This window comes from Pseudomonas sp. SbOxS1 (assembly GCF_013416725.1).
GTDB lineage: Bacteria > Pseudomonadota > Gammaproteobacteria > Pseudomonadales > Pseudomonadaceae > Aquipseudomonas.
Genome location: NZ_JAAVXC010000002.1, coordinates 710,229 through 729,367, shown reverse-complemented (window position 1 = coordinate 729,367; position 19,139 = coordinate 710,229). Strand labels below are relative to the sequence as shown.

19 protein-coding genes are annotated in these 19,139 nt (G+C 59.2%); 10 read left to right on the top strand and 9 right to left on the bottom strand.

From position 1 onward, the window contains the following. Positions 1-199: 199 nt before the first annotated feature. Positions 200-1,399 carry a tyrosine--tRNA ligase gene (gene tyrS / locus HFK74_RS04245; protein WP_180202466.1) on the bottom strand — a complete coding sequence of 400 codons (1,200 nt, stop codon included), beginning with the start codon at positions 1,397-1,399 and terminating at the stop codon, positions 200-202. Positions 1,400-1,613: 214 nt separating this feature from the next. Between tyrS and HFK74_RS04240 the strand changes: the two genes are divergently transcribed. Both HFK74_RS04240 and HFK74_RS04235 read left to right on the top strand, forming a co-directional pair. Next, positions 1,614-3,050, top strand: a complete 1,437-nt coding sequence (locus HFK74_RS04240) for a peptidoglycan DD-metalloendopeptidase family protein (RefSeq protein ID WP_180202465.1) — start codon at positions 1,614-1,616, stop codon at positions 3,048-3,050. A gap of 3 nt (positions 3,051-3,053) precedes the next feature. After that, positions 3,054-4,145 (top strand): anhydro-N-acetylmuramic acid kinase, encoded by a 1,092-nt coding sequence (locus tag HFK74_RS04235; protein WP_180202464.1) that lies wholly within the window; start codon positions 3,054-3,056, stop codon positions 4,143-4,145. A 67-nt stretch (positions 4,146-4,212) separates the two neighbouring features. Here the strand turns inward: HFK74_RS04235 and erpA are convergent, their stop codons facing one another. Then, positions 4,213-4,563: an iron-sulfur cluster insertion protein ErpA gene (erpA, locus tag HFK74_RS04230; protein ID WP_007906865.1), complete on the bottom strand. Its 351-nt coding sequence runs from the start codon at positions 4,561-4,563 to the stop codon at positions 4,213-4,215. 168 nt (positions 4,564-4,731) lie between these two features. Next, entirely contained in the window at positions 4,732-5,766 is a 1,035-nt protein-coding gene (argC, locus tag HFK74_RS04225) for an N-acetyl-gamma-glutamyl-phosphate reductase (RefSeq protein WP_180202463.1), read from the bottom strand. 136 nt (positions 5,767-5,902) lie between these two features. Between argC and hemJ the strand changes: the two genes are divergently transcribed. The 6 genes from hemJ to coq7 all read left to right on the top strand — a co-directional run bounded on the left by hemJ (position 5,903) and on the right by coq7 (position 10,451). Beyond that, a complete protein-coding gene (gene hemJ / locus HFK74_RS04220; RefSeq protein ID WP_180202462.1) occupies positions 5,903-6,331 on the top strand; it encodes a protoporphyrinogen oxidase HemJ in 429 nt (142 codons plus the stop codon). A 33-nt stretch (positions 6,332-6,364) separates the two neighbouring features. Next, positions 6,365-7,333, top strand: a complete 969-nt coding sequence (locus tag HFK74_RS04215) for a nitronate monooxygenase family protein (RefSeq protein ID WP_180202461.1) — start codon at positions 6,365-6,367, stop codon at positions 7,331-7,333. Between the two features lie 62 nt (positions 7,334-7,395). Then, positions 7,396-8,343 carry a DUF805 domain-containing protein gene (locus HFK74_RS04210; RefSeq protein ID WP_180202460.1) on the top strand — a complete coding sequence of 316 codons (948 nt, stop codon included), beginning with the start codon at positions 7,396-7,398 and terminating at the stop codon, positions 8,341-8,343. A gap of 61 nt (positions 8,344-8,404) precedes the next feature. After that, the gene (locus HFK74_RS04205; protein WP_180202459.1) at positions 8,405-9,193 is read left to right on the top strand and encodes an SDR family oxidoreductase; all 789 of its coding nucleotides are present in this window, start codon (positions 8,405-8,407) and stop codon (positions 9,191-9,193) included. A gap of 80 nt (positions 9,194-9,273) precedes the next feature. Continuing rightward, positions 9,274-9,612, top strand: a complete 339-nt coding sequence (locus HFK74_RS04200; protein WP_007986008.1) for a histidine triad nucleotide-binding protein — start codon at positions 9,274-9,276, stop codon at positions 9,610-9,612. 191 nt (positions 9,613-9,803) lie between these two features. After that, on the top strand, positions 9,804-10,451 hold the full coding sequence (gene coq7, locus HFK74_RS04195; RefSeq protein ID WP_180202458.1) for a 2-polyprenyl-3-methyl-6-methoxy-1,4-benzoquinone monooxygenase: 648 nt from the start codon (positions 9,804-9,806) through the stop codon (positions 10,449-10,451). A gap of 96 nt (positions 10,452-10,547) precedes the next feature. On the opposite strand, the gene HFK74_RS04190 is transcribed toward coq7, so the two are convergent. Next, positions 10,548-10,970 carry an OsmC family protein gene (locus HFK74_RS04190; protein WP_008061600.1) on the bottom strand — a complete coding sequence of 141 codons (423 nt, stop codon included), beginning with the start codon at positions 10,968-10,970 and terminating at the stop codon, positions 10,548-10,550. A gap of 229 nt (positions 10,971-11,199) precedes the next feature. Between HFK74_RS04190 and crp the strand changes: the two genes are divergently transcribed. Beyond that, the gene (gene crp / locus HFK74_RS04185) at positions 11,200-11,844 is read left to right on the top strand and encodes a cAMP-activated global transcriptional regulator CRP (protein ID WP_008061599.1); all 645 of its coding nucleotides are present in this window, start codon (positions 11,200-11,202) and stop codon (positions 11,842-11,844) included. A gap of 10 nt (positions 11,845-11,854) precedes the next feature. Here the strand turns inward: crp and HFK74_RS04180 are convergent, their stop codons facing one another. The 4 genes from HFK74_RS04180 to HFK74_RS04165 all read right to left on the bottom strand — a co-directional run bounded on the left by HFK74_RS04180 (position 11,855) and on the right by HFK74_RS04165 (position 15,177). Next, positions 11,855-12,556: a lipoate--protein ligase family protein gene (locus HFK74_RS04180; RefSeq protein ID WP_180202457.1), complete on the bottom strand. Its 702-nt coding sequence runs from the start codon at positions 12,554-12,556 to the stop codon at positions 11,855-11,857. 135 nt (positions 12,557-12,691) lie between these two features. Continuing rightward, entirely contained in the window at positions 12,692-13,528 is an 837-nt protein-coding gene (gene trpC / locus HFK74_RS04175) for an indole-3-glycerol phosphate synthase TrpC (protein ID WP_180202456.1), read from the bottom strand. Continuing rightward, entirely contained in the window at positions 13,525-14,574 is a 1,050-nt protein-coding gene (gene trpD, locus HFK74_RS04170) for an anthranilate phosphoribosyltransferase (RefSeq protein ID WP_180202455.1), read from the bottom strand. Before trpD ends, trpC begins: the two co-directional genes overlap by 4 nt. A 9-nt stretch (positions 14,575-14,583) precedes the next feature. Next, a complete protein-coding gene (locus HFK74_RS04165) occupies positions 14,584-15,177 on the bottom strand; it encodes an aminodeoxychorismate/anthranilate synthase component II (protein ID WP_008061592.1) in 594 nt (197 codons plus the stop codon). 406 nt (positions 15,178-15,583) lie between these two features. On the opposite strand from HFK74_RS04165, the gene estP reads away from it, so the two are divergent. After that, positions 15,584-17,491: an esterase EstP gene (gene estP / locus HFK74_RS04160; protein ID WP_180202454.1), complete on the top strand. Its 1,908-nt coding sequence runs from the start codon at positions 15,584-15,586 to the stop codon at positions 17,489-17,491. 159 nt (positions 17,492-17,650) lie between these two features. Here estP and trpE read toward each other — a convergent pair whose 3' ends face one another. Continuing rightward, positions 17,651-19,132 carry an anthranilate synthase component I gene (gene trpE / locus HFK74_RS04155; RefSeq protein WP_180202453.1) on the bottom strand — a complete coding sequence of 494 codons (1,482 nt, stop codon included), beginning with the start codon at positions 19,130-19,132 and terminating at the stop codon, positions 17,651-17,653. Positions 19,133-19,139: the final 7 nt, after the last annotated feature.

Below are 19,139 nucleotides of genomic sequence, written 5' to 3'. Positions count from 1 at the left end.
CGGGAGGCGAATTCTACAGCGTTACACGCTGCTGTCAACACCTCTTTTTCAACTTCCTTTTGGCTTCGATGAACTGAAGCAACCTGCCGCCGAAAACTGCGTAACTCATTGTTTACCAAGGAGTTTTCCGTTTCGACTGCGCCGGAAGTGGGGCGAATTATAGGCTTCTAAAATTCGCCGTCAACCCTTTCTTTCAGCTTTATTCCGATTTGAGCGTAATGCGCGCAAATGCCTTCTTGCCAGCCTGGCAAACGTGGGTCGCACCCAGTACGTATATAAAGGAGCGATCAACCACCTCGCCATCGATGCGCACGCCACCGGAACCGAGCAGATCACGCGCCACAGCCGAGTTCTTCACCAGGCCAGCTTTATTAAGGACGGCAGCGATCGGCATATCCTCGGCAGCAGTCAATTCGATCTCAGGCAGATCATCCGGCAGTTCGCCATCCTTCATACGGTTACCGGCCGCACGATGGGCATTGGCCGCAGCCTCCTCACCATGGAAACGGGCAACGATCTCTTCAGCCAGCTTGATCTTGATGTCACGCGGATTGGCACCCGCCTCGACATCGGCGCGGAACGCATTGATCTCATCCATGGAACGGAAGCTGAGCAGCTCGAAGTAACGCCACATCAGCGCATCCGGAATGGAGACCAGCTTGCTGTACATCACGCCCGGCGCTTCCTGGATACCCACGTAGTTGCCCAAGGACTTGGACATCTTCTTCACGCCATCCAGACCTTCGAGCAATGGCATGGTCAGAATGCACTGGGCTTCCTGGCCGTAACCACGCTGCAGCTCACGCCCCATCAACAGGTTGAACTTCTGGTCGGTGCCGCCCAGCTCGACATCCGCGCGCAAGGCGACCGAGTCGTAACCCTGGACCAGCGGATACAGGAACTCGTGAATGGCGATCGGCTGATTGGTCGTGTAGCGCTTGTCGAAGTCATCGCGCTCAAGCATGCGAGCCACGGTGTACTGCGAAGTCAGGCGGATGAAGTCGGCCGGCCCCATCTGATCCATCCAGGTGGAGTTGAATGCCACTTCGGTTTTGGCCGGATCGAGAATCTTGAACACCTGGGTCTTGTAGGTCTCGGCGTTGTCGAGCACCTGCTCACGGGTCAGCGGAGGACGCGTTGCACTCTTGCCGCTCGGATCGCCGATCATCCCGGTGAAGTCGCCAATCAGGAAGATCACCTGGTGACCCAGCTCCTGGAACTGGCGCAGCTTGTTGATGAGCACGGTGTGGCCCAGGTGCAAATCCGGGGCGGTCGGGTCGAAGCCGGCCTTGATACGCAGCGGCTGGCCACGCTTGAGCTTTTCGATCAGCTCGGACTCGACCAACAGTTCTTCCGCACCACGTTTAATCAGCGCTAGCTGCTCTTCAACCGACTTCATAACAGACCCGCAAGGCTCGAATTCAAAGGGGACCAACCATACAAGATCGCGCGCCAAATACAAAGTTTGGCCGGCACAATGACGCCAATCCGCTGACTAGGGTGTCCACGGACTTGCTTCAGGGATGATTTGGTTATATTTTATACAGTTATTTCATCTTCATCATGTCATTCATCTTTTCCAATTCATCTTTTTCAAAGTCAAAACACTACTTATGACCAAAGAATCGTCTAAAGCGCCACCGCTTTACCCGAAAACCCACCTGCTCGCAGCGAGCGGCATTGCCGCCCTGCTGAGCCTGGCGCTTCTGGTATTTCCTTCCAGTGATGTCGAAGCCAAAAAGACAACCCTGAGTCTTGAACTGGAAAGCCCTGCTGAACAACTGACACAAGAACAAGACGCTACTAACGCCGTCCAAGCCACAAATGAGCCGGTCGAGTCTCCTTTTGCACAGATCGAGGACAGCGCACCAGAGCCCCAGGAAACAGCTCAAGCCGCACCAGTTCCTGCAGCAGTACCTGTACCTGTTGCCGAAGAAAAGAAGGCGCCAAATCACAGGGAAGTGATCGTCAGCAAAGGCGATACGCTCTCCACGCTGTTCGAAAAAGTAGGCCTTCCAGCCACTTCCGTGCATGACTTGCTGGCCAGCGACAAACAGGCCAAGCAATTCAGCCAACTCAAGCATGGACAGAAACTCGAATTCGAACTGGGTCCGGACGGCCAGCTGACCAGCCTGCACAGCAAGGTCAGCGACCTCGAAACCATCACCCTGACCAAGAACGTCAAGGGTTACAGCTTCAACCGCGTTACCGCCAAGCCCACCGTGCGCTCTGCCTACGTGCATGGCGTGATCAACAGCTCGCTGTCACAGTCCGCTGCACGTGCAGGCCTGTCGCATCGTATGACCATGGACATGGCCAGCGTGTTTGGCTACGACGTCGACTTTGCCCAGGATATTCGCCAGGGCGACCAGTTCGATGTGATCTATGAACAGAAAGTGGTCAACGGCAAAGCGGTCGGCGACGGCCCGATCCTGTCCGCGCGCTTCACCAACCGCGGCAAGACCTACACCGCCGTGCGCTATACCGACAAGCAAGGCAACAGCAGCTATTACACGGCTGATGGCAACAGCATGCGCAAGGCATTCATCCGTACCCCGGTGGACTTCGCCCGCATCAGCTCGAAATTCTCCATGGGCCGCAAGCACCCGATCCTGAACAAGATTCGCGCCCACAAAGGCGTGGACTACGCAGCGCCGCGCGGCACGCCAATCAAGGCGGCCGGTGACGGCAAAGTATTGCTGGCAGGCCGCCGCGGCGGTTACGGCAACACCGTAATCCTGCAGCACGGCAATACCTACCGCACCCTGTACGGCCACATGCAAGGCTTCGCCAAAGGCGTCAAGACTGGAGGCACTGTCAAACAAGGCCAGGTCATCGGCTACATCGGCACTACCGGCCTTTCCACCGGTCCGCACTTGCATTACGAGTTCCAGGTCAATGGCGTACACGTCGATCCGCTGGGCCAGAAAGTAGCAATGGCCGACCCGATTTCCAAAGCCGAACGCGCCCGCTTCCTGGCGCAGAGCCAGCCACTGATGGCCCGCATGGACCAGGAAAAAGCCACCCAGCTGGCTTCGGCCAAGCGCTAGGCCATGGCGCTCTATATAGGTGTGATGTCCGGGACCAGCCTTGATGGCTTGGACATAGCGCTGATCGAGCAAGCACCGGCGATCAGGCTGATCGCCACCCACTACATCCCGATGCCCGACTCCCTGCGCGCCGAGTTGCTTGGCTTGTGCGCCAGCGGTCCGGACGAAATTGCCCGCTCCGCCATCGCCCAACAGAACTGGGTGAAGCTGGCGGCGCAGGGGGTTAATGCCCTCCTTGCCCAACAGCACCTCAAGCCTGAAGACATTCGCGCGATTGGCAGCCATGGCCAGACTATTCGCCATGAACCCGCGCGTGGCTTCACGGTGCAAATCGGTAATCCGGCCTTGCTGACCGAGCTCACCGGCATCACGGTAGTCAGTGATTTCCGCAGCCGCGACGTCGCCGCTGGCGGGCAAGGCGCGCCACTGGTTCCAGCCTTCCATGAAGCGCTTTTTGAAGAACAGTCCGGCAACCGCGCCGTGCTGAACGTAGGTGGCTTCAGCAACCTCAGCCTGATTGAACCCGGCAAGCCTGTCGCAGGTTTCGACTGCGGCCCGGGCAACGTATTGCTGGATGCCTGGATCCACCAACAGCGCGGTGACAACTATGATCGTGATGGCCAATGGGCTGCCAGCGGCAAGATTGAACCGGTACTGTTGAAGGCACTGCTCAGCGACCCGTTCTTTGTGACAAAGGGCCCGAAGAGTACCGGCCGGGAAGTCTTCAACCTGCCATGGCTGACCCGGCATCTGGCAGCGCTGCCGGCCTTCGCCGCCGAGGATGTTCAGGCAACGCTGCTGGAACTGACGGCATTGACCATCGTCGAATCGCTGCGCAGTGCCCAGGCAGATACTCGGGAGCTGCTGGTCTGCGGCGGTGGCGCGCACAACGGCGCATTGATGAAGCGCCTGGCCTGCCTGCTACCGAATGCGACGGTCAGCAGTACCGCCACTCACGGTGTAGACCCGGACTGGGTCGAAGCCATGGCCTTCGCCTGGCTGGCCCATTGCTGCCTGGAAGGGATCGCGGCCAATCGCCCGAGCGTCACCGGCGCCCGCGGGCTGCGCGTACTCGGCGCCATCTACCCCGCCTGAATGCCGGACAGCAAAACGCCGCAGGGCCCTGGGACCATGCGGCGTTTTGATGATACAGACGCGCTGATCAGATCGAGAACGAAGAGCCACAACCACAGGTGGTGGTCGCGTTCGGGTTCTTGATGACGAAACGCGAGCCTTCCAGACCTTCCTGGTAATCCACCTCGGCTCCTGCCAGGTACTGAAAGCTCATCGGATCGACAACCAGACTCACACCTTCGCGCTCGACGATGGTGTCGTCATCGGCCACTTCCTCATCGAAAGTGAAGCCGTACTGAAAACCTGAACAACCGCCGCCCGTAACGAATACGCGCAGCTTCAAGCGATCATTCCCCTCTTCATCGACCAGGCTCTTCACCTTGTGCGCGGCACCGTGGGTGAATTGCAAAGCCGTGGGGGTGAAGGATTCGACGCTCATGCTGACTATCTCCCGGCGTTACGCCGTCATATTGCGTGATGACGCGCATTATCCGCTTCTCCTAGAAAAGCGGTCAACTATTGTTATGGTATATCAACCAATCCAGTCGCCCGCCCTGAATGCAAAAAGGCCCGTTCAACGGGCCTTTTTGCTGTGTGCGATGCAGCCTTACGGCAACATGCCCGCGTGGGACAGACCCAGGCGTTCATCCAGGCCAAACAGGATGTTCATGTTCTGCACGGCCTGACCCGACGCACCTTTGACCAGGTTGTCGATCACCGACAACACGACCACCAGGTCACCGTCCTGAGGGCGGTGCACGGCAATACGGCACACGTTGGCGCCGCGCACGCTGCGGGTTTCCGGGTGGCTGCCGGCAGGCATGACGTCGACGAACGGTTCGTTGGCATAACGTTTTTCAAACAGCGCCTGCAGATCCACCGAGCGATCCACGACGGTTGCGTAGAGCGTGGAGTGAATACCACGGATCATCGGGGTCAGGTGCGGCACGAAGGTCAGGCCAACGTCCTTGCCCGCGGCACGACGCAGCCCCTGGCGAATTTCCGGCAGGTGGCGGTGCCCTTTGACGGCGTAAGCCTTCATGCTTTCCGATGTCTCGGAGTACAGCGAACCGACGGCAGCACCACGACCGGCGCCGCTGACGCCGGACTTGCAGTCGGCGATCAGGCGCGACGCATCGGCCAGGCCCGCTTCGAGCAATGGCAGGAAACCCAACTGCGTGGCGGTCGGGTAGCAACCAGGGACTGCAATCAGACGCGCTTTCTTGATCTGCTCGCGATTGACTTCCGGCAAGCCGTAGACCGCTTCGTCCAGCAACTCCGGGGCGCCATGCGGCTGGCCGTACCACTTGGCCCATTCCTCGGCATCCTGCAGGCGGAAATCCGCAGACAGGTCGATGACCTTGGTGCCGGCCGCCAGCAGTTCACCCGCCAGGGCATGTGCAACGCCGTGAGGGGTTGCGAAGAACACCACGTCGCACGCACCTAGAGTCTTGATGTCCGGAACACTGAACGCCAGGCCGTCGTAGTGGCCTCGCAGGTTCGGGTACATGTCGGCCACGGCCAGGCCGGCCTCGGATCGGGAAGTGATCACCACCACTTCAGCTTGCGGATGCTGCGCCAACAGACGCAACAGTTCGACACCGGTGTAACCCGTGCCGCCGACGATACCGACCTTTACCATAAACCTGCCCTCAACGAACCCACTGGAAAGCCGTCGATAATAGGGCCCGTATCGTCCTGCGACAACCGGCAAGGTGACGTGCGGAGCCTCAAGCCTCTACTATCCGGCTACACCGTGAACCTGGGAATAACCAAAAATGCTTTATCTGTGGCTCAAAGCTTTCCACATCATCAGCGTCGTCTGCTGGTTTGCCGGCCTGTTCTACCTGCCGCGCCTGTTCGTCTACCATGCCCAAAGCGAAGACACCGTCAGCAAGGAACGCTTCAGCATCATGGAGCGCAAGCTGTACCGGGGCATCATGGGACCCTCGATGATCGCCACGCTCATCTTCGGTGGCTGGCTCATCTACCTCAATCCAGGCATCTTCAGCCAAGGTGGCTGGATACACGCCAAATTGACTCTGGTCGTGCTGCTGATCGGCTACCACCATATGTGTGGTGCGCAGGTAAAGCGCTTTGCCCGTGGCGAAAACACCCGCAGCCATGTCTTTTATCGCTGGTTCAATGAAGTGCCGGTTCTGATATTGCTGGCGATCGTAATTCTGGTTGTCGTTCGGCCGTTCTAAACCCAATAGATACTACTCACCGGGGTACTTCCAATGTCGCTGCCCGCTCTGCTTGAACAACGCTTGCGTTTGCCCGTAGTGGCTGCGCCGATGTTCCTGATTTCCAACCCGCAACTGGTGCTTGCCTGCTGTCGCAATGGCGTAGTGGGCAGTTTTCCGGCGCTGAATCAACGCGAGAGCAGTGGCTTCAAGGCCTGGCTGGAAGAAATCGAAGCCGGGTTGGCGACATTGGAGAATCCCGCTCCCTATGCAGTGAACCTGATCGTTCACAACAGCAATCCGCGACTGCAGGCGGACCTGGACATCTGCATTGAACACAAGGTCCCGATCGTGATCACCAGCCTCGGCGCCGTGAAGGAACTCGTCGACGCGGTCCACGGCTATGGTGGCCTGGTGTTCCATGATGTGACGACCCGTCGCCATGCCGAGAAAGCCGCCGAGGCGGGCGTGGACGGGCTGATTGCCGTTGCGGCGGGTGCGGGTGGACATGCCGGCACTTGGAGTCCGTTCTCACTGATCGCCGAGATCCGCCAGTTCTTCGACAAGACGCTATTGCTGGCCGGGTGCCTGAATCACGGCCACGAAATTCTCGCCGCGCAATTGCTCGGTGCAGACCTGGCCTACTTCGGCACACGCTTTATCGGCACCGCAGAAAGTCACGCGCCTGATGCCTACAAAGAGATGCTGCTGACATCCAGAGCCGCAGACATCATCCATACTCCAGCGGTGTCGGGTGTACCGGCAAGTTTCATGCGCCAGAGCCTGGAAGCCGCCGGATTCGACATGGCAGCGCTACAAAACAAGGGAGAGGTGAATTTCGGCTCCAAACTAAAACCCATCAGCGATGAAGCCAAAGCCTGGAAAACCGTGTGGTCCGCGGGCCAGGGCGTCGGTGAAATCGATGACTTGCCGAGCGTCGAGCAGTTGGTCGCACGCCTCGACGACGAGTACCGCAAGGCACAGGAACAAGCAGCGCAACTGCGCCAACACTGGCCGCGCTGAACAACCGGGCCAGCCGCGGCTGGCCATTCGTATCGATGACTCGTGACAAGGATGCCTGGGCGATGAGCGAAAACCGTTACAAGATCGTGTTCGACGGCACACTGTTGCCGGGTGTTGATATCAACACCGCCAAACTCAATCTCGCGGCGCTGTTCAAGAGCGATGTCAGCGCCATCGAGCGCTTGTTCAATGGTCGACCGGTAGCACTCAAGCGCGACCTGTCTCAGGCTGATGCGCAGACCTATCTCCAAGCCCTGACAAACACTGGCATCGATGCCCGGATCGAGATGGAACCTTCGATCGAGCTTGACCTGGCGGATGTCCACGATCCTGTCGCCGTGGCAGAACCACAATCCCCTTATTCGCCGCCACAGGCCCGCGTCGGCGAAAAATTGCCTGAGTTCGCCGCACTCAAACCCTTCGGCGTCGAAGGGCGCATCGGACGCCTGCGCTTTCTGGCGTGGACGATGGTGCTGAGCCTGGTGACCCTGCCCATCGTCGGCGTATTTGCGCTCATCGGCCTGGGGCTGGTCAGCGGCAATTCCACCAACGGGCTGATCATCGGCGGCATCTTCGCCTTCTTCCTGTTCATGGCGTTCCTGGTGGTCAGTGTTCTGTTCAGCATCCAGCGCTTGCACGATATAGGCTGGTCCGGCTGGCTCTGGCTCCTCAACCTGGTTCCGTTCGTAGGCAGTTTCTTCCCGCTGGTGATCATGGTCATGCCGGGCAACGCCGGCGATAACCGCTATGGCCCGCCTCCTCCGCCCAACAGCACGGCGGTCAAGGTTTTGTGCGCATTGTGGATTGTCTTTATCGGGTTATTTGCCGTCGGTGCGATGGTGGGTGGAATCTCGACAATCCAGCAAGGGTATGAAGACTCCCTTGAGAGCAGTTACCAAAGCGGCTCGATGACCACCGACGAAATCGATGTCGAAGTCCAACCGCAAGCAAATTCGCCAACCGAGGCAGCCGAACAAGCCCCACCCCCTGTAGACTCTGCGAAAGAATGAACAGCGCTCCCCGCCCGTGACACCTGCGTCGCGGCGCGGAGCTGTTGCGATGGAGATTGGCATGACCCGTTACGCTCTGATCACTGGCGCTTCCAGCGGCATCGGCCTGGCGATGGCCGAAGCGCTGGCCCGGCGCGGCCGCAGCCTGATTCTGGTGGCTCGACAGCGTGATCAGCTGGAAAGCATTGCAATTGAACTGACCCAACGTTTTGGCGTGGAAGTGTTGTTCCGTGCCTGCGATCTGGGCGAGCCGCTGCGCCTGTCGGGCTTCCTGCTGGAGCTGGAGGAAGGTGACCGGCAGATCGACCTGCTGGTCAACTGCGCCGGCATCGGCACTTGCGGCCCGTTCCTGGCCCAGGACTGGATGACCGAGCAGGACCTGATCGAAGTGAACATCCTGGCACTCACTCGCCTGTGCCATGCCATTGGTAACAGCATGGCGCTGCAGGGTGGCGGTCAAATTCTGAACGTTGCTTCGGTCGCGGCATTCCAGCCCGGCCCATGGATGAGTACTTACTACGCCAGCAAGGCCTATGTGCTGCACTTTTCCGAAGCCCTGCGGGTCGAGCTGAAAAAATGCGCGGTCAAGGTCTCGGTGCTCTGCCCCGGCCCGACTCGCACGGCATTTTTCCGCACCGCGCAACTGAACAACGACAAACTGGCCAACAGTAAAATGCTGATGAGTCCGGAGGAAGTCGCGCTCTATACCGTGCGGGCCCTGGAGAAAAATCGCGCAATCATCATCCCCGGGCGGCGCAACCGCTGGTTCGCCACCCTGCCCCGGTTCGGCTCGCGCTGGCTGATCAGGACAGTCACCGGCATGGTCATCAAGGCTCACTGCCCGCGCTGAAGCGTCTTACGGTAAAACACTGGGCGGGTACACCCTCCATGGGTACACTCGGGCCAACCCAAACAACGGAGAAAACAGCTGTGGATACTCTGTTCACCAAGATCATCAACCGGGAAATCCCGGCGAAGATCATTTACGAGGACGACCAGGTACTGGCCTTCCACGACATCGCCCCACAGGCACCGGTGCACTTCCTGGTGGTTCCGAAGAAGCCGGTACGCACCTTGAACGACCTGACCGAGGACGACAAGGCCCTGGCTGGACACATCCTGTTCACCGCCCAGCGCCTGGCCCTGGAACTGGGTTGCGAAAAAGGTTTCCGCGTTGTCATGAACTGCAATGAAGAAGGTGGGCAGACTGTCTACCACATTCATATGCATGTGCTGGGTCAGCGCCAGATGCACTGGCCGCCGGGCTGATTCATATCATCCCTTGTAGGAGCGAGGCTTGCCCGCGAAAGAGGCGACACGGTCATTCAAGCAGACCGCGTTATCATTCTTCGCCGGCAAGCCTGGCTCCTACAAGGGCAGCCTGCGTCGTAATGACCCAACGCAAACCTTACCCGGCCGATTGGGTTAAACTGGCCGCCGAGATTCCTCCGGAGGTCAGCATGACTACCCAACGTCACTACTCGCCGATTGATCGCCTTCTGCTGCAAGCCGATGCCGCGATGCGGACCCTGCTGCCCTTCAGCGGCCAGCCCTACCGCCCGTCGCCTGCCATCGTGCAGCCCGATACAAAATTGAGCGATGAAGACACCCGCCACGTTGCCGGGCTGATGCGCATCAACCATACCGGTGAAGTCTGCGCCCAGGCGCTGTACCAAGGGCAGGCCCTGACTGCCAAGCTGCCGCAAGTGCGCATCGCGATGGAGCACGCCGCCGAAGAAGAAGTCGATCATCTGGCGTGGTGTGAGCAACGCATCCATCAGTTGGGCAGCCACACCAGCATTCTCAATCCGCTGTTCTATGGCATGTCGTTTGGCATAGGTGCTGTTGCAGGCCTGATCAGCGACAAAGTCAGCCTGGGTTTTGTCGCAGCGACGGAAGATCAGGTGTGCAAGCACTTGAATGAACACCTGGAGCAATTGCCGGCCGAGGATGAAAAATCCCGGGCGATTCTCGAGCAGATGCGCATCGATGAAGAACAGCATGCCGAAAGCGCACTGGAGGCTGGCGGTTTCCGCTTTCCGGCACCGGTGAAGTTCGGCATGAGCTTGATGGCCAAGGTCATGACCAAGAGCACTTATCGAATCTGACGTCTTCGCAAGCCGGCGAGCGCCCACATCGGGTGCTGCACCAGAAACAAAAAAAGGCGACTACCGTGAGGTAGTCGCCTTTTTTTTGATGTCGATTCAACCCAGCTCGATGATCTCGTAGTCGTGAGTGATCTCTACACCTGCCGCACCCAGCATGATCGAAGCCGAGCAATACTTTTCAGCGGACAGTTCGATGGCGCGCTTGACCTGCGCCTCCTTCAGGCCACGCCCCTTGACCACAAAATGCATGTGGATCTTGGTGAAAACCTTCGGATCTTCAGTCGCGCGCTCGGCTTCCAGGAACGCCTCGCAGCTCTCGACCGCCTGACGGGACTTCTTGAGGATGCTGACCACATCGAAATTGCTGCAACCGCCTACACCCAGCAGGAGCATTTCCATCGGCCGAACACCCAGGTTACGGCCGCCGGCATCGGGCGGACCGTCCATGACCACGACATGACCGCTGCCGGATTCGCCGAGGAACATGGCTTCGCCAGCCCATTGGATGCGTGCCTTCATCGCCAAGACTCCACTGTCTAAAAAAGGGTCGCCAGCTTAGCACAGGCCCCGTGATTGACAGTGATTGGCGTCCTAGGACATAACCATCGGCGCTGTAGGTAAAATCTCGAATATTGCAAGAAGTGTCTGGTAAGCTGGCGCCAATTCGCTGGCGCCTGGCCAGCTGTGCCGCGATTTCCGCAATTCATAACAAACCCAACACACCGTGCAGTCTTTTCGGGATACAACCATGGTTGCTATTGCCCCCACCCCCAAGATGAAAAACCTCGACAAGCTGTTGATGCATTGCCAGCGCCGTCGCTATCAGGCCAAGAGCAACATCATTTGTGCCGGTGACCGCTCGGAGACGCTGTTCTTCATCATCAAGGGTTCGGTCACGATCCTGATCGAAGACGACGATGGCCGGGAAATGATCATCGCCTACCTGAACGCCGGGGACTTTTTCGGTGAGTTGGGTCTGTTTGAGCAGGCCGGCCACGAACAGGAACGCAGCGCCTGGGTGCGGGCCAAGGTCGAATGCGAAGTGGCGGAAATCAGCTACGCGAAATTCCGCGAATTGTCGCAGCAGGACCCGGACATTCTTTACGTACTAAGCGGACAAATCGCACAACGCCTGCGCAACACCACCCGCAAGGTCGGTGACCTGGCGTTTTTCGACGTCACCGGTCGCGTCGCCCGCTGCCTGCTTGAACTGTGCAAGCAGCCAGACGCCATGACCCATCCCGACGGCATGCAGATCAAGGTGACCCGTCAGGAAATCGGACGGATCGTCGGCTGTTCCCGGGAGATGGTCGGACGTGTACTCAAGGACCTGGAAGAGCGCAACCTGGTGGATGTCAAAGGCAAGACCATGGTGGTCTTCGGTACGCGCTAAGCTCGTCAACTTAGCCGTTGAACATCTGCGCGAGCATTTGCCGGTAGAGCCCATCAAGACGTTCCAGCGCATCCGGCGCGGTGAACTTCTCATGCAAGGCGATGTGGCTTTCAGCGCGCACCCGCTGCTCCAGACCGCAGGCCTCATTGAAGCGATTGACCGCTGCGACCATCGACTCGCGCTCGTTATCCAGCAACATCGCACCATGCACCAGCCCGACCGGACGCTGACCACCCTGGCTCTGGCGCCAGCGCTGGGCAGTCCCGACCATCTTGCGACCATCCAGATTGACGTTGAAGCGGCCATCACAGAACGCACCGTCGATTTCGCCCAGGGACGAAGTGCCCCCCAGCTCATCCAGCAACTGGCAGATCGGATCGCACAGACGTCGGTAGCCGGTCTCGATGCGGTTCAGATCCCCTTCACTGCGCGGCGGCGCGTAAACCAGGGCGATGTTGATCGTCGAAGCGGATTGCGGCACCGGTTCACCACCAGTTTCGCGCAATAGCACCGGCCAGCCGGCAGCAGCGGAGACTTCGCAGGCGTGTTCGAAACCCGGTAAGCGATTCAAACGGCGTGGCATGACCAACGCCCGATCGCTCGGCTGCCAGAACAACAGGCCGAACTCCGCGTCGCCGGCACAGACCGATGCCAACAGATCCTGTTCGGCCTGCAGGCCGGCTTCGATGGTCAGAGAAATAGCTGAGGTCACAAGTTACTCCGTAAGACAATAAGTCTGTGGTGTTTCTTATGCCGCTATCGCGAGCAGGCTCGCTCCTACAGTTGATTTCGGCAGCACATGGACACCCTCAAACCCTGTAGGAGCGAGCTTGCTCGCGATGCTTTTTTAGTCGAGCGTAGAACCGCTAACAGGAATACCGCGCTCAGGGAAGAACAGACGTTGCAGTTCAGTGCCCGGATTTTCGGCGCGCATGAACGCCTCGCCAACCAGGAACGCGTAGACGTCGCTGATTTCCATCAACTCGACATCGGCGCGATTGAGGATGCCGCTTTCAGTGATCACCAGACGATCGCGAGGGATACGCGGCAACAGGTCGAGGGTGGTTTCCAGGCTGACTTCGAAGGTGTGCAGGTTGCGGTTGTTGATGCCAACCAGCGGCGTGTCGAGGGTTTTCAAGGCCCGCTCCAGCTCATCGCCATCGTGGACTTCCACCAGCACATCGAGGTTGACGCTTTTGGCCACGGCCGCCAGCTCGGCCATTTTCACGTCGTCCAGGGCGGAGACGATCAACAGCACGCAGTCGGCGCCGAGGGCACGAGCTTCGACGATCTGGTACGGATCGATCATGAAGTCCTTGCGGATCACCGGCAGCTTGCACGCCGCGCGGGCCTGCTGCAGGTACAGGTCGGCACCCTGGAAGTAATCGATATCGGTGAGTACCGACAGGCAGGTCGCACCGCCCTTCTCGTAGCTCTTGGCGATATCGGCGGGAACGAAGTTCTCGCGGATCACGCCTTTGCTCGGCGAAGCTTTCTTGATTTCAGCAATGACTGCCGGCTCTTTCAGCTTGGCCTGAGCCAGCAAAGCCTTGGCAAAACCACGGGGTGCATCGGCCGCCTTGGCCAGACTTTCCAGCTCGCTCAGGCTCACACGGGCGCTACGCTCGGCGACTTCCTGAACTTTGCGGGCCAGAATGTTTTCCAGAACCGTCGGTACACTCATCCCTCATTCTCCACTTTGAATACCGCGGTAAATGCACCCAGCTCCTCGAGTTTTTCCCGAGCGAGGCCGGTGTGCAGCGCATCGTGCGCCAGGGCGACGCCTTCTTTCAGGCTGCTGGCATGGTCGGCCGCATACAGCGCGGCACCGGCATTGAGCATGATCATTTCGGCAGCTTTCTGACCGTTTTCGGTCTTGCGCTTACCCAAGGCGTCGCGGATCAGCTCCAGGGACGCCGCCGGGCTTTCCACCGCCAGGCCATGCAGGCTCTGGCTCTTCATGCCTAGATCTTCCGGCTCGACCCAATACTCGGTGATCTGGTCGTTTTTCAGTTCCGCGACAAAGGTCGGCGCGGCCAAGCTGAACTCGTCCAGGCCATCCTTCGAATGCACCACCAGTACATGTTTGCTGCCCAAACGTTGCAACACTTCAGCAAGCGGTCGGCACAACGCCTGGGTGAAGACACCCACTACCTGATGTTTCACGCCGGCCGGATTCGTAAGCGGGCCAAGCATGTTGAACAGAGTACGCAAGCCAAGCTCCTTGCGCGGGCCGGCGGCGTATTTCATGGCACTGTGATGAGTCTGGGCAAACATGAAACCAATGCCGACGTTATCGATGCAGCGCGCCACCTGGACCGGGCTCAGGTTCAGGTAGATACCGGCCGCTTCCAGCAAATCGGCACTGCCGCTTTTGCCCGAGACCGCGCGGTTGCCGTGCTTGGCCACTGTGCAACCGGCTGCCGCGACCACGAAGGAGGACGCGGTTGACACGTTGAAGATGTTGGCACCGTCACCGCCAGTGCCGACCACATCGACTACACCGTCGAGGGTCTTGAGTTCGACCTTGTCCGCCAGCTCTCGCATGACCGACACCGCACCGACGATTTCGTCGATGCTTTCGCTCTTCATGCGCATGGCCATCATGAACGCGCCGATCTGCGCGTCCGTGCATTGGCCGGTCATGATTTCGCGCATCACGTCGCGCATTTCATCGGTGCTGAGGTCGAGCTGCTCGACGATCCGGCCCAGGGCTGTCTTGATATTCATGATAAGTCCTTAGCGCGTGCCGCCGGTTTGTTTGAGGAAGTTGGCAAACAGCTCGTGACCCTGTTCGGTAAGGATCGACTCAGGGTGGAACTGCACGCCTTCGATGTTCAGGGTCTTGTGGCGCAGGCCCATGATTTCGTCGACCGAGCCGTCTTCCAATTGGGTCCAGGCGGTCAGCTCGAGGCAATCAGGCAAGGTTTCGCGCTTGACGATCAATGAATGATAGCGGGTGACCGTCAGCGGCATGTTCAGGCCTTCGAAGACTCCTTTGTCTTCGTGGAATACCGGGCTGGTCTTGCCGTGCATGACCTGGCGTGCACGAACCACATCGCCACCAAAGGCCTGGCCGATGGACTGATGGCCCAGGCAGACGCCGAGAATCGGCAGTTTGCCGGCGAAGTGCTTGATGACATCAATCGATACGCCCGCTTCGGTCGGGGTGCAAGGACCGGGAGAGACGACGATGCGCTCAGGATTGAGGGCTTCGATTTGGGCAACCGTGAGTTCATCGTTGCGCACGACTTTGACCTGGGAGCCCAGCTCACCAAGGTATTGCACAACGTTGTAGGTAAAAGAGTCGTAGTTATCGATCATCAGCAACATGGCGTTAGGAACCTCTTGAATTCACTGACTTGATACAGCCTTCGAATGATTTACCCGCAGCGTCCTGCACTTTGGCGATCGCTGGAATCGCGAAGCAAAGGGCAATGTCTTGCGAGTAAAGAAGGCGAAGCGGTAAAGATCCGGCCGGGCCGGCAGAAGGATTCAGGCGCGCCAACGCCAGCGGGCGTGTGCCTTGATGACTTGATCCAGGAGTTTGCTGACGATCAACACGGGGAAGGTCTCATTTATACGTCTTGGCACAGTAACTTAGCTGGGCAGAGCGTGCAATATGGGGCGATCGAAGCGAGTGAAACATTCGCCAGGTTCGCGCCGAATGGCATCAGGCTCTATAGTTTTTTGGCACTGTCGTTTCACCCACTAAAACAATAAACAAACGGACTTGCTAATGATCAGACAGACGCTGTTTGCACCGCTTGCCGGTTGCTTGCTCGCCATGGCCTGCGCACAGGCGATCGCGGCGCCCAATCCTTATTCGAGCTTCATCGTCTTCGGTGACAGCCTCAACGATGCGGGGCAGTTTACCGACGCGGGCGGCCCTCCCGGCTCGACCCTGCGCTTCACCAATCGGACCGGACCGACCTATCAGGACGGCAGCGGCGAAGTCTATTCCGCCAACTCAACCCAGCTGCTTGGGGGCAGGCTTGGCTTCTCGGATGACCAGACCGCCGCTTCGACTTCAGCCGCACGCGCCGCCCAGGGCCTGCCCGATGGTAACAACTGGGCCGTCGGCGGCTACCGCACCGATCAGATCCTCGATTCAATCACTACGTTATCCGCCACGGGCGAACGTGCACGAGCGGGCTATTTGCCAACCAACAATTTCCGCGCCGATCCGAACGCGCTGTATTACCTCTCCGGCGGCGGTAACGACTTTCTTCAGGGACGTGTGCAAAGTGGCGCCCAGGCGAATGCCGCGGCGGACCGACTGGCCAACAGCGTTCAGGTTCTGCAATCGGCCGGCGCCCGGTACATCATGGTCTGGCTGTTGCCTGACCTGGGCCTGACACCTGCCATCAATGGCACTCCTCTACAGGGACCTACCTCGCAATTGAGCGCGGCCTTCAATCGGCAACTGGTCACTCGGCTGGCGGGCATCGATGCCCAAATCATTCCGTTGAACATTCCGCTGTTGCTGCAGGAAACCTTCGCCGACCCAGCAAGATTCGGTTTTGCTACCGTCCAGAACCTGACGGCGACTTGCTTCAGCGGTGACGGCTGCACCGAAAACGCCACCTTTGGCATCAACAGCGCCACCCCGGACCCCAGCCAGCTGGTCTATAACGATGGGGTTCATCCGACCGAAGCCGGGCAAAAGCTGGTGTCCGACTACGCCTATTCCTTGCTCGCTGCGCCCTGGGAGCTGACGCTGCTGCCAGAAATGGCCCACGCCACGCTACGCGCGCATCAGGATGAACTGCGCAGCCAATGGCAATCCGACTGGGAGAGCTGGCAGGCGGTCGGCCAATGGCGGGCCATCGTGGCCGGGGGTGGCCAGCATCTCGATGTGGACCACCAAAGCAGCGGTGCCGATGCCGATGGCAACGGCTACAGCTTGAACATCGGCGGCAGCTATCGCCTCAACGAAGCCTGGCGCGTGGGTGTGGCGGCAGGCTTCTACCGCCAGAATCTGGAGGCAGGCAACAACGATTCGGACTACAAGCTCAACAGCTACCTGGCCACGGCATTCGCCCAGTTCCAGCAGAACCGGTGGTGGGCCGATGCCGCATTGACCGGCGGCAAGCTGGATTACGACGATCTCAAACGCAAATTCGATCTAGGCGCCGGTGAAGGTGCGGAGAAAGGTGACACCGACGGCTATCTCTGGGCCTTCAGCACACGCCTGGGCTATGACATTGCGCAGCCGGGCAGTGAGTGGCACCTGTCGCCGTTCATCAGCGCCGATTACGCCAAAGTGGAAGTCGACGGTTACTCGGAAAATACCAGTCGCTCCACGGCGCTGACCTTTGATGATCAGAAGCGCGATTCGAAACGTCTCGGTGCCGGGCTGCAGGGTAAGTACCAGATCACCTCGCAGACCCAGGTGTTTGGCGAATACGCCTACGAGCGAGAGTATGAAGATGACGTGCAGAAGGTGAACATCGCCCTCAATAGCTTGCCGTCCCTCGACTTCACACTTGCTGGCTATACACCACAGAGCCATTTGAATCGGGTTAGCCTGGGGGTCAGCCACAAGCTGACGACCGATCTTGCGTTACGTGGCGGGTACACCTTTCGCAAGGATGATGACTTTACCCAGCAAGGGATTTCCGTTGGGGTCGCACTGGACTTCTGATCAAGCAAACAGCAAATATATAAAAACGCGGCGCCTTTACGGGCGCCGCGATTTTTTTATGCGGGTGAAGCCATTGTGGGAGCGAGCCTGCTCGCGATAGCGGTGGATCAGGCTAAATCAATGTTGGCTGTGCCGGCCTCTTCGCGAGCAAGCTCGCTCCTACAGGTCTGGGGTTTGTTCCGCCAGGGCAACGGCGCGGAACATCGCGCGGCGTTTGTTCAGGGTTTCTTCCCATTCCAGCGCCGGCACCGAGTCGGCGACGATGCCACCACCGGCCTGCACATGCAGTTCGCCGTTCTTGATCACCGCCGTACGGATCGCGATGGCGGTGTCCATGTTGCCGTTCCAGGCGAAGTAGCCGACGGCGCCGCCGTAGACACCGCGCTTGACCGGTTCCAGTTCGTCGATGATTTCCATCGCGCGGATCTTCGGTGCGCCGGACAGGGTGCCCGCCGGCAGGATCGCACGCAGTGCGTCCATCGCCGTCAGGCCGGCCTTCAGTTGACCGGTGACGTTGGACACGATGTGCATCACGTTGGAGTAACGCTCGATGACCATTTTCTCGGTGAGTTTCACCGAACCGATCTCCGAGACCCGACCGGTGTCGTTGCGGCCCAGGTCGATCAGCATCAGGTGCTCGGCGATTTCCTTGTCGTCCGACAGCAGGTCTTTTTCCAGTGCCACATCGGCCTCTTCGTTGGCCCCGCGTGGGCGGGTGCCGGCGATCGGGCGTACGGTGATCAGGTTGTCTTCGACCCGCACCAGCACTTCCGGCGAACTGCCGACAACGTGGAAGTCGCCGAAGTTGAAGAAGTACATGTAAGGCGTCGGGTTGAAGCAACGCAACGCCCGGTACAGATCGATGGGTGCTGCCTTGAAATCGATCGACATGCGCTGGGACGGCACGACCTGCATGCAGTCACCGGCCAGGATGTACTCCTTGATGGTGTCGACGGCTTTTTCGTAATCGTTCTGGGTGAAGCTGGAGCGGAACACCGGGTCAGCCGCCTGCTGCTTGCTGAAATCCAGGCCGCGGCGCGGGGTGATTGGCTGACGGAGTTTTTCCAGCAACGCTTCCAGGCGCGCGCGACCTTGTTCGAAGGCGTCTGCCTGCGCCGGGTCGGCCAGGACGATGGCGTGCATCTTGCCGGCGAGGTTGTCGAACACCACCACGGCGTCGGACACCATCAGCAGGATGTCCGGTACGCCCAGCGGGTCCGGGTTCGGGCATTTGCCCAAACGCTTTTCCACATAACGTACGCAGTCATAACCGAAATAGCCCACCAAGCCGCCGTTGAAGCGCGGAAGGCCGGCGATGGTCGGCACGTTGTAACGCGCCTTGAAGGCTTCGACGAAGGCCAGTGGGTCTTCTACATCGTGGCTTTCAGTCTCGACACCGTCGATGGTCACGCTGACGTGATGGTCATGCACCCGCAGCACGGTGCGGCACGGCAGGCCGATGATCGAGTATCGGCCCCACTTCTCACCGCCCTGCACCGACTCCAGCAAATAGGAATTGGGCTCGTCGGCCAGTTTCAGGTAGATCGACAGCGGCGTGTCGAAGTCGGCCAGGGTTTCGCAGGCAAGCGGGATGCGGTTATAGCCGGCAGCGGCCAAACGCAGGAATTCTTCGCGGATCATGAGGTGC

Excerpts from the sequence above, each read along its gene's own strand:
- tyrS (WP_180202466.1), bottom strand. The coding sequence starts at position 1,399 with ATGAAGTCGGTTGAAGAGCAGCTAGCGCTGATTAAACGTGGTGCGGAA.
- HFK74_RS04240 (WP_180202465.1), top strand. The coding sequence starts at position 1,614 with ATGACCAAAGAATCGTCTAAAGCGCCACCGCTTTACCCGAAAACCCAC.
- HFK74_RS04235 (WP_180202464.1), top strand. The coding sequence starts at position 3,054 with ATGGCGCTCTATATAGGTGTGATGTCCGGGACCAGCCTTGATGGCTTG.
- erpA (WP_007906865.1), bottom strand. The coding sequence starts at position 4,563 with ATGAGCGTCGAATCCTTCACCCCCACGGCTTTGCAATTCACCCACGGT.
- argC (WP_180202463.1), bottom strand. The coding sequence starts at position 5,766 with ATGGTAAAGGTCGGTATCGTCGGCGGCACGGGTTACACCGGTGTCGAA.
- hemJ (WP_180202462.1), top strand. The coding sequence starts at position 5,903 with ATGCTTTATCTGTGGCTCAAAGCTTTCCACATCATCAGCGTCGTCTGC.
- HFK74_RS04215 (WP_180202461.1), top strand. The coding sequence starts at position 6,365 with ATGTCGCTGCCCGCTCTGCTTGAACAACGCTTGCGTTTGCCCGTAGTG.
- HFK74_RS04210 (WP_180202460.1), top strand. The coding sequence starts at position 7,396 with ATGAGCGAAAACCGTTACAAGATCGTGTTCGACGGCACACTGTTGCCG.
- HFK74_RS04205 (WP_180202459.1), top strand. The coding sequence starts at position 8,405 with ATGACCCGTTACGCTCTGATCACTGGCGCTTCCAGCGGCATCGGCCTG.
- coq7 (WP_180202458.1), top strand. The coding sequence starts at position 9,804 with ATGACTACCCAACGTCACTACTCGCCGATTGATCGCCTTCTGCTGCAA.
- HFK74_RS04190 (WP_008061600.1), bottom strand. The coding sequence starts at position 10,970 with ATGAAGGCACGCATCCAATGGGCTGGCGAAGCCATGTTCCTCGGCGAA.
- crp (WP_008061599.1), top strand. The coding sequence starts at position 11,200 with ATGGTTGCTATTGCCCCCACCCCCAAGATGAAAAACCTCGACAAGCTG.
- trpC (WP_180202456.1), bottom strand. The coding sequence starts at position 13,528 with ATGAGTGTACCGACGGTTCTGGAAAACATTCTGGCCCGCAAAGTTCAG.
- trpD (WP_180202455.1), bottom strand. The coding sequence starts at position 14,574 with ATGAATATCAAGACAGCCCTGGGCCGGATCGTCGAGCAGCTCGACCTC.
- HFK74_RS04165 (WP_008061592.1), bottom strand. The coding sequence starts at position 15,177 with ATGTTGCTGATGATCGATAACTACGACTCTTTTACCTACAACGTTGTG.
- estP (WP_180202454.1), top strand. The coding sequence starts at position 15,584 with ATGATCAGACAGACGCTGTTTGCACCGCTTGCCGGTTGCTTGCTCGCC.
- trpE (WP_180202453.1), bottom strand. The coding sequence starts at position 19,132 with ATGATCCGCGAAGAATTCCTGCGTTTGGCCGCTGCCGGCTATAACCGC.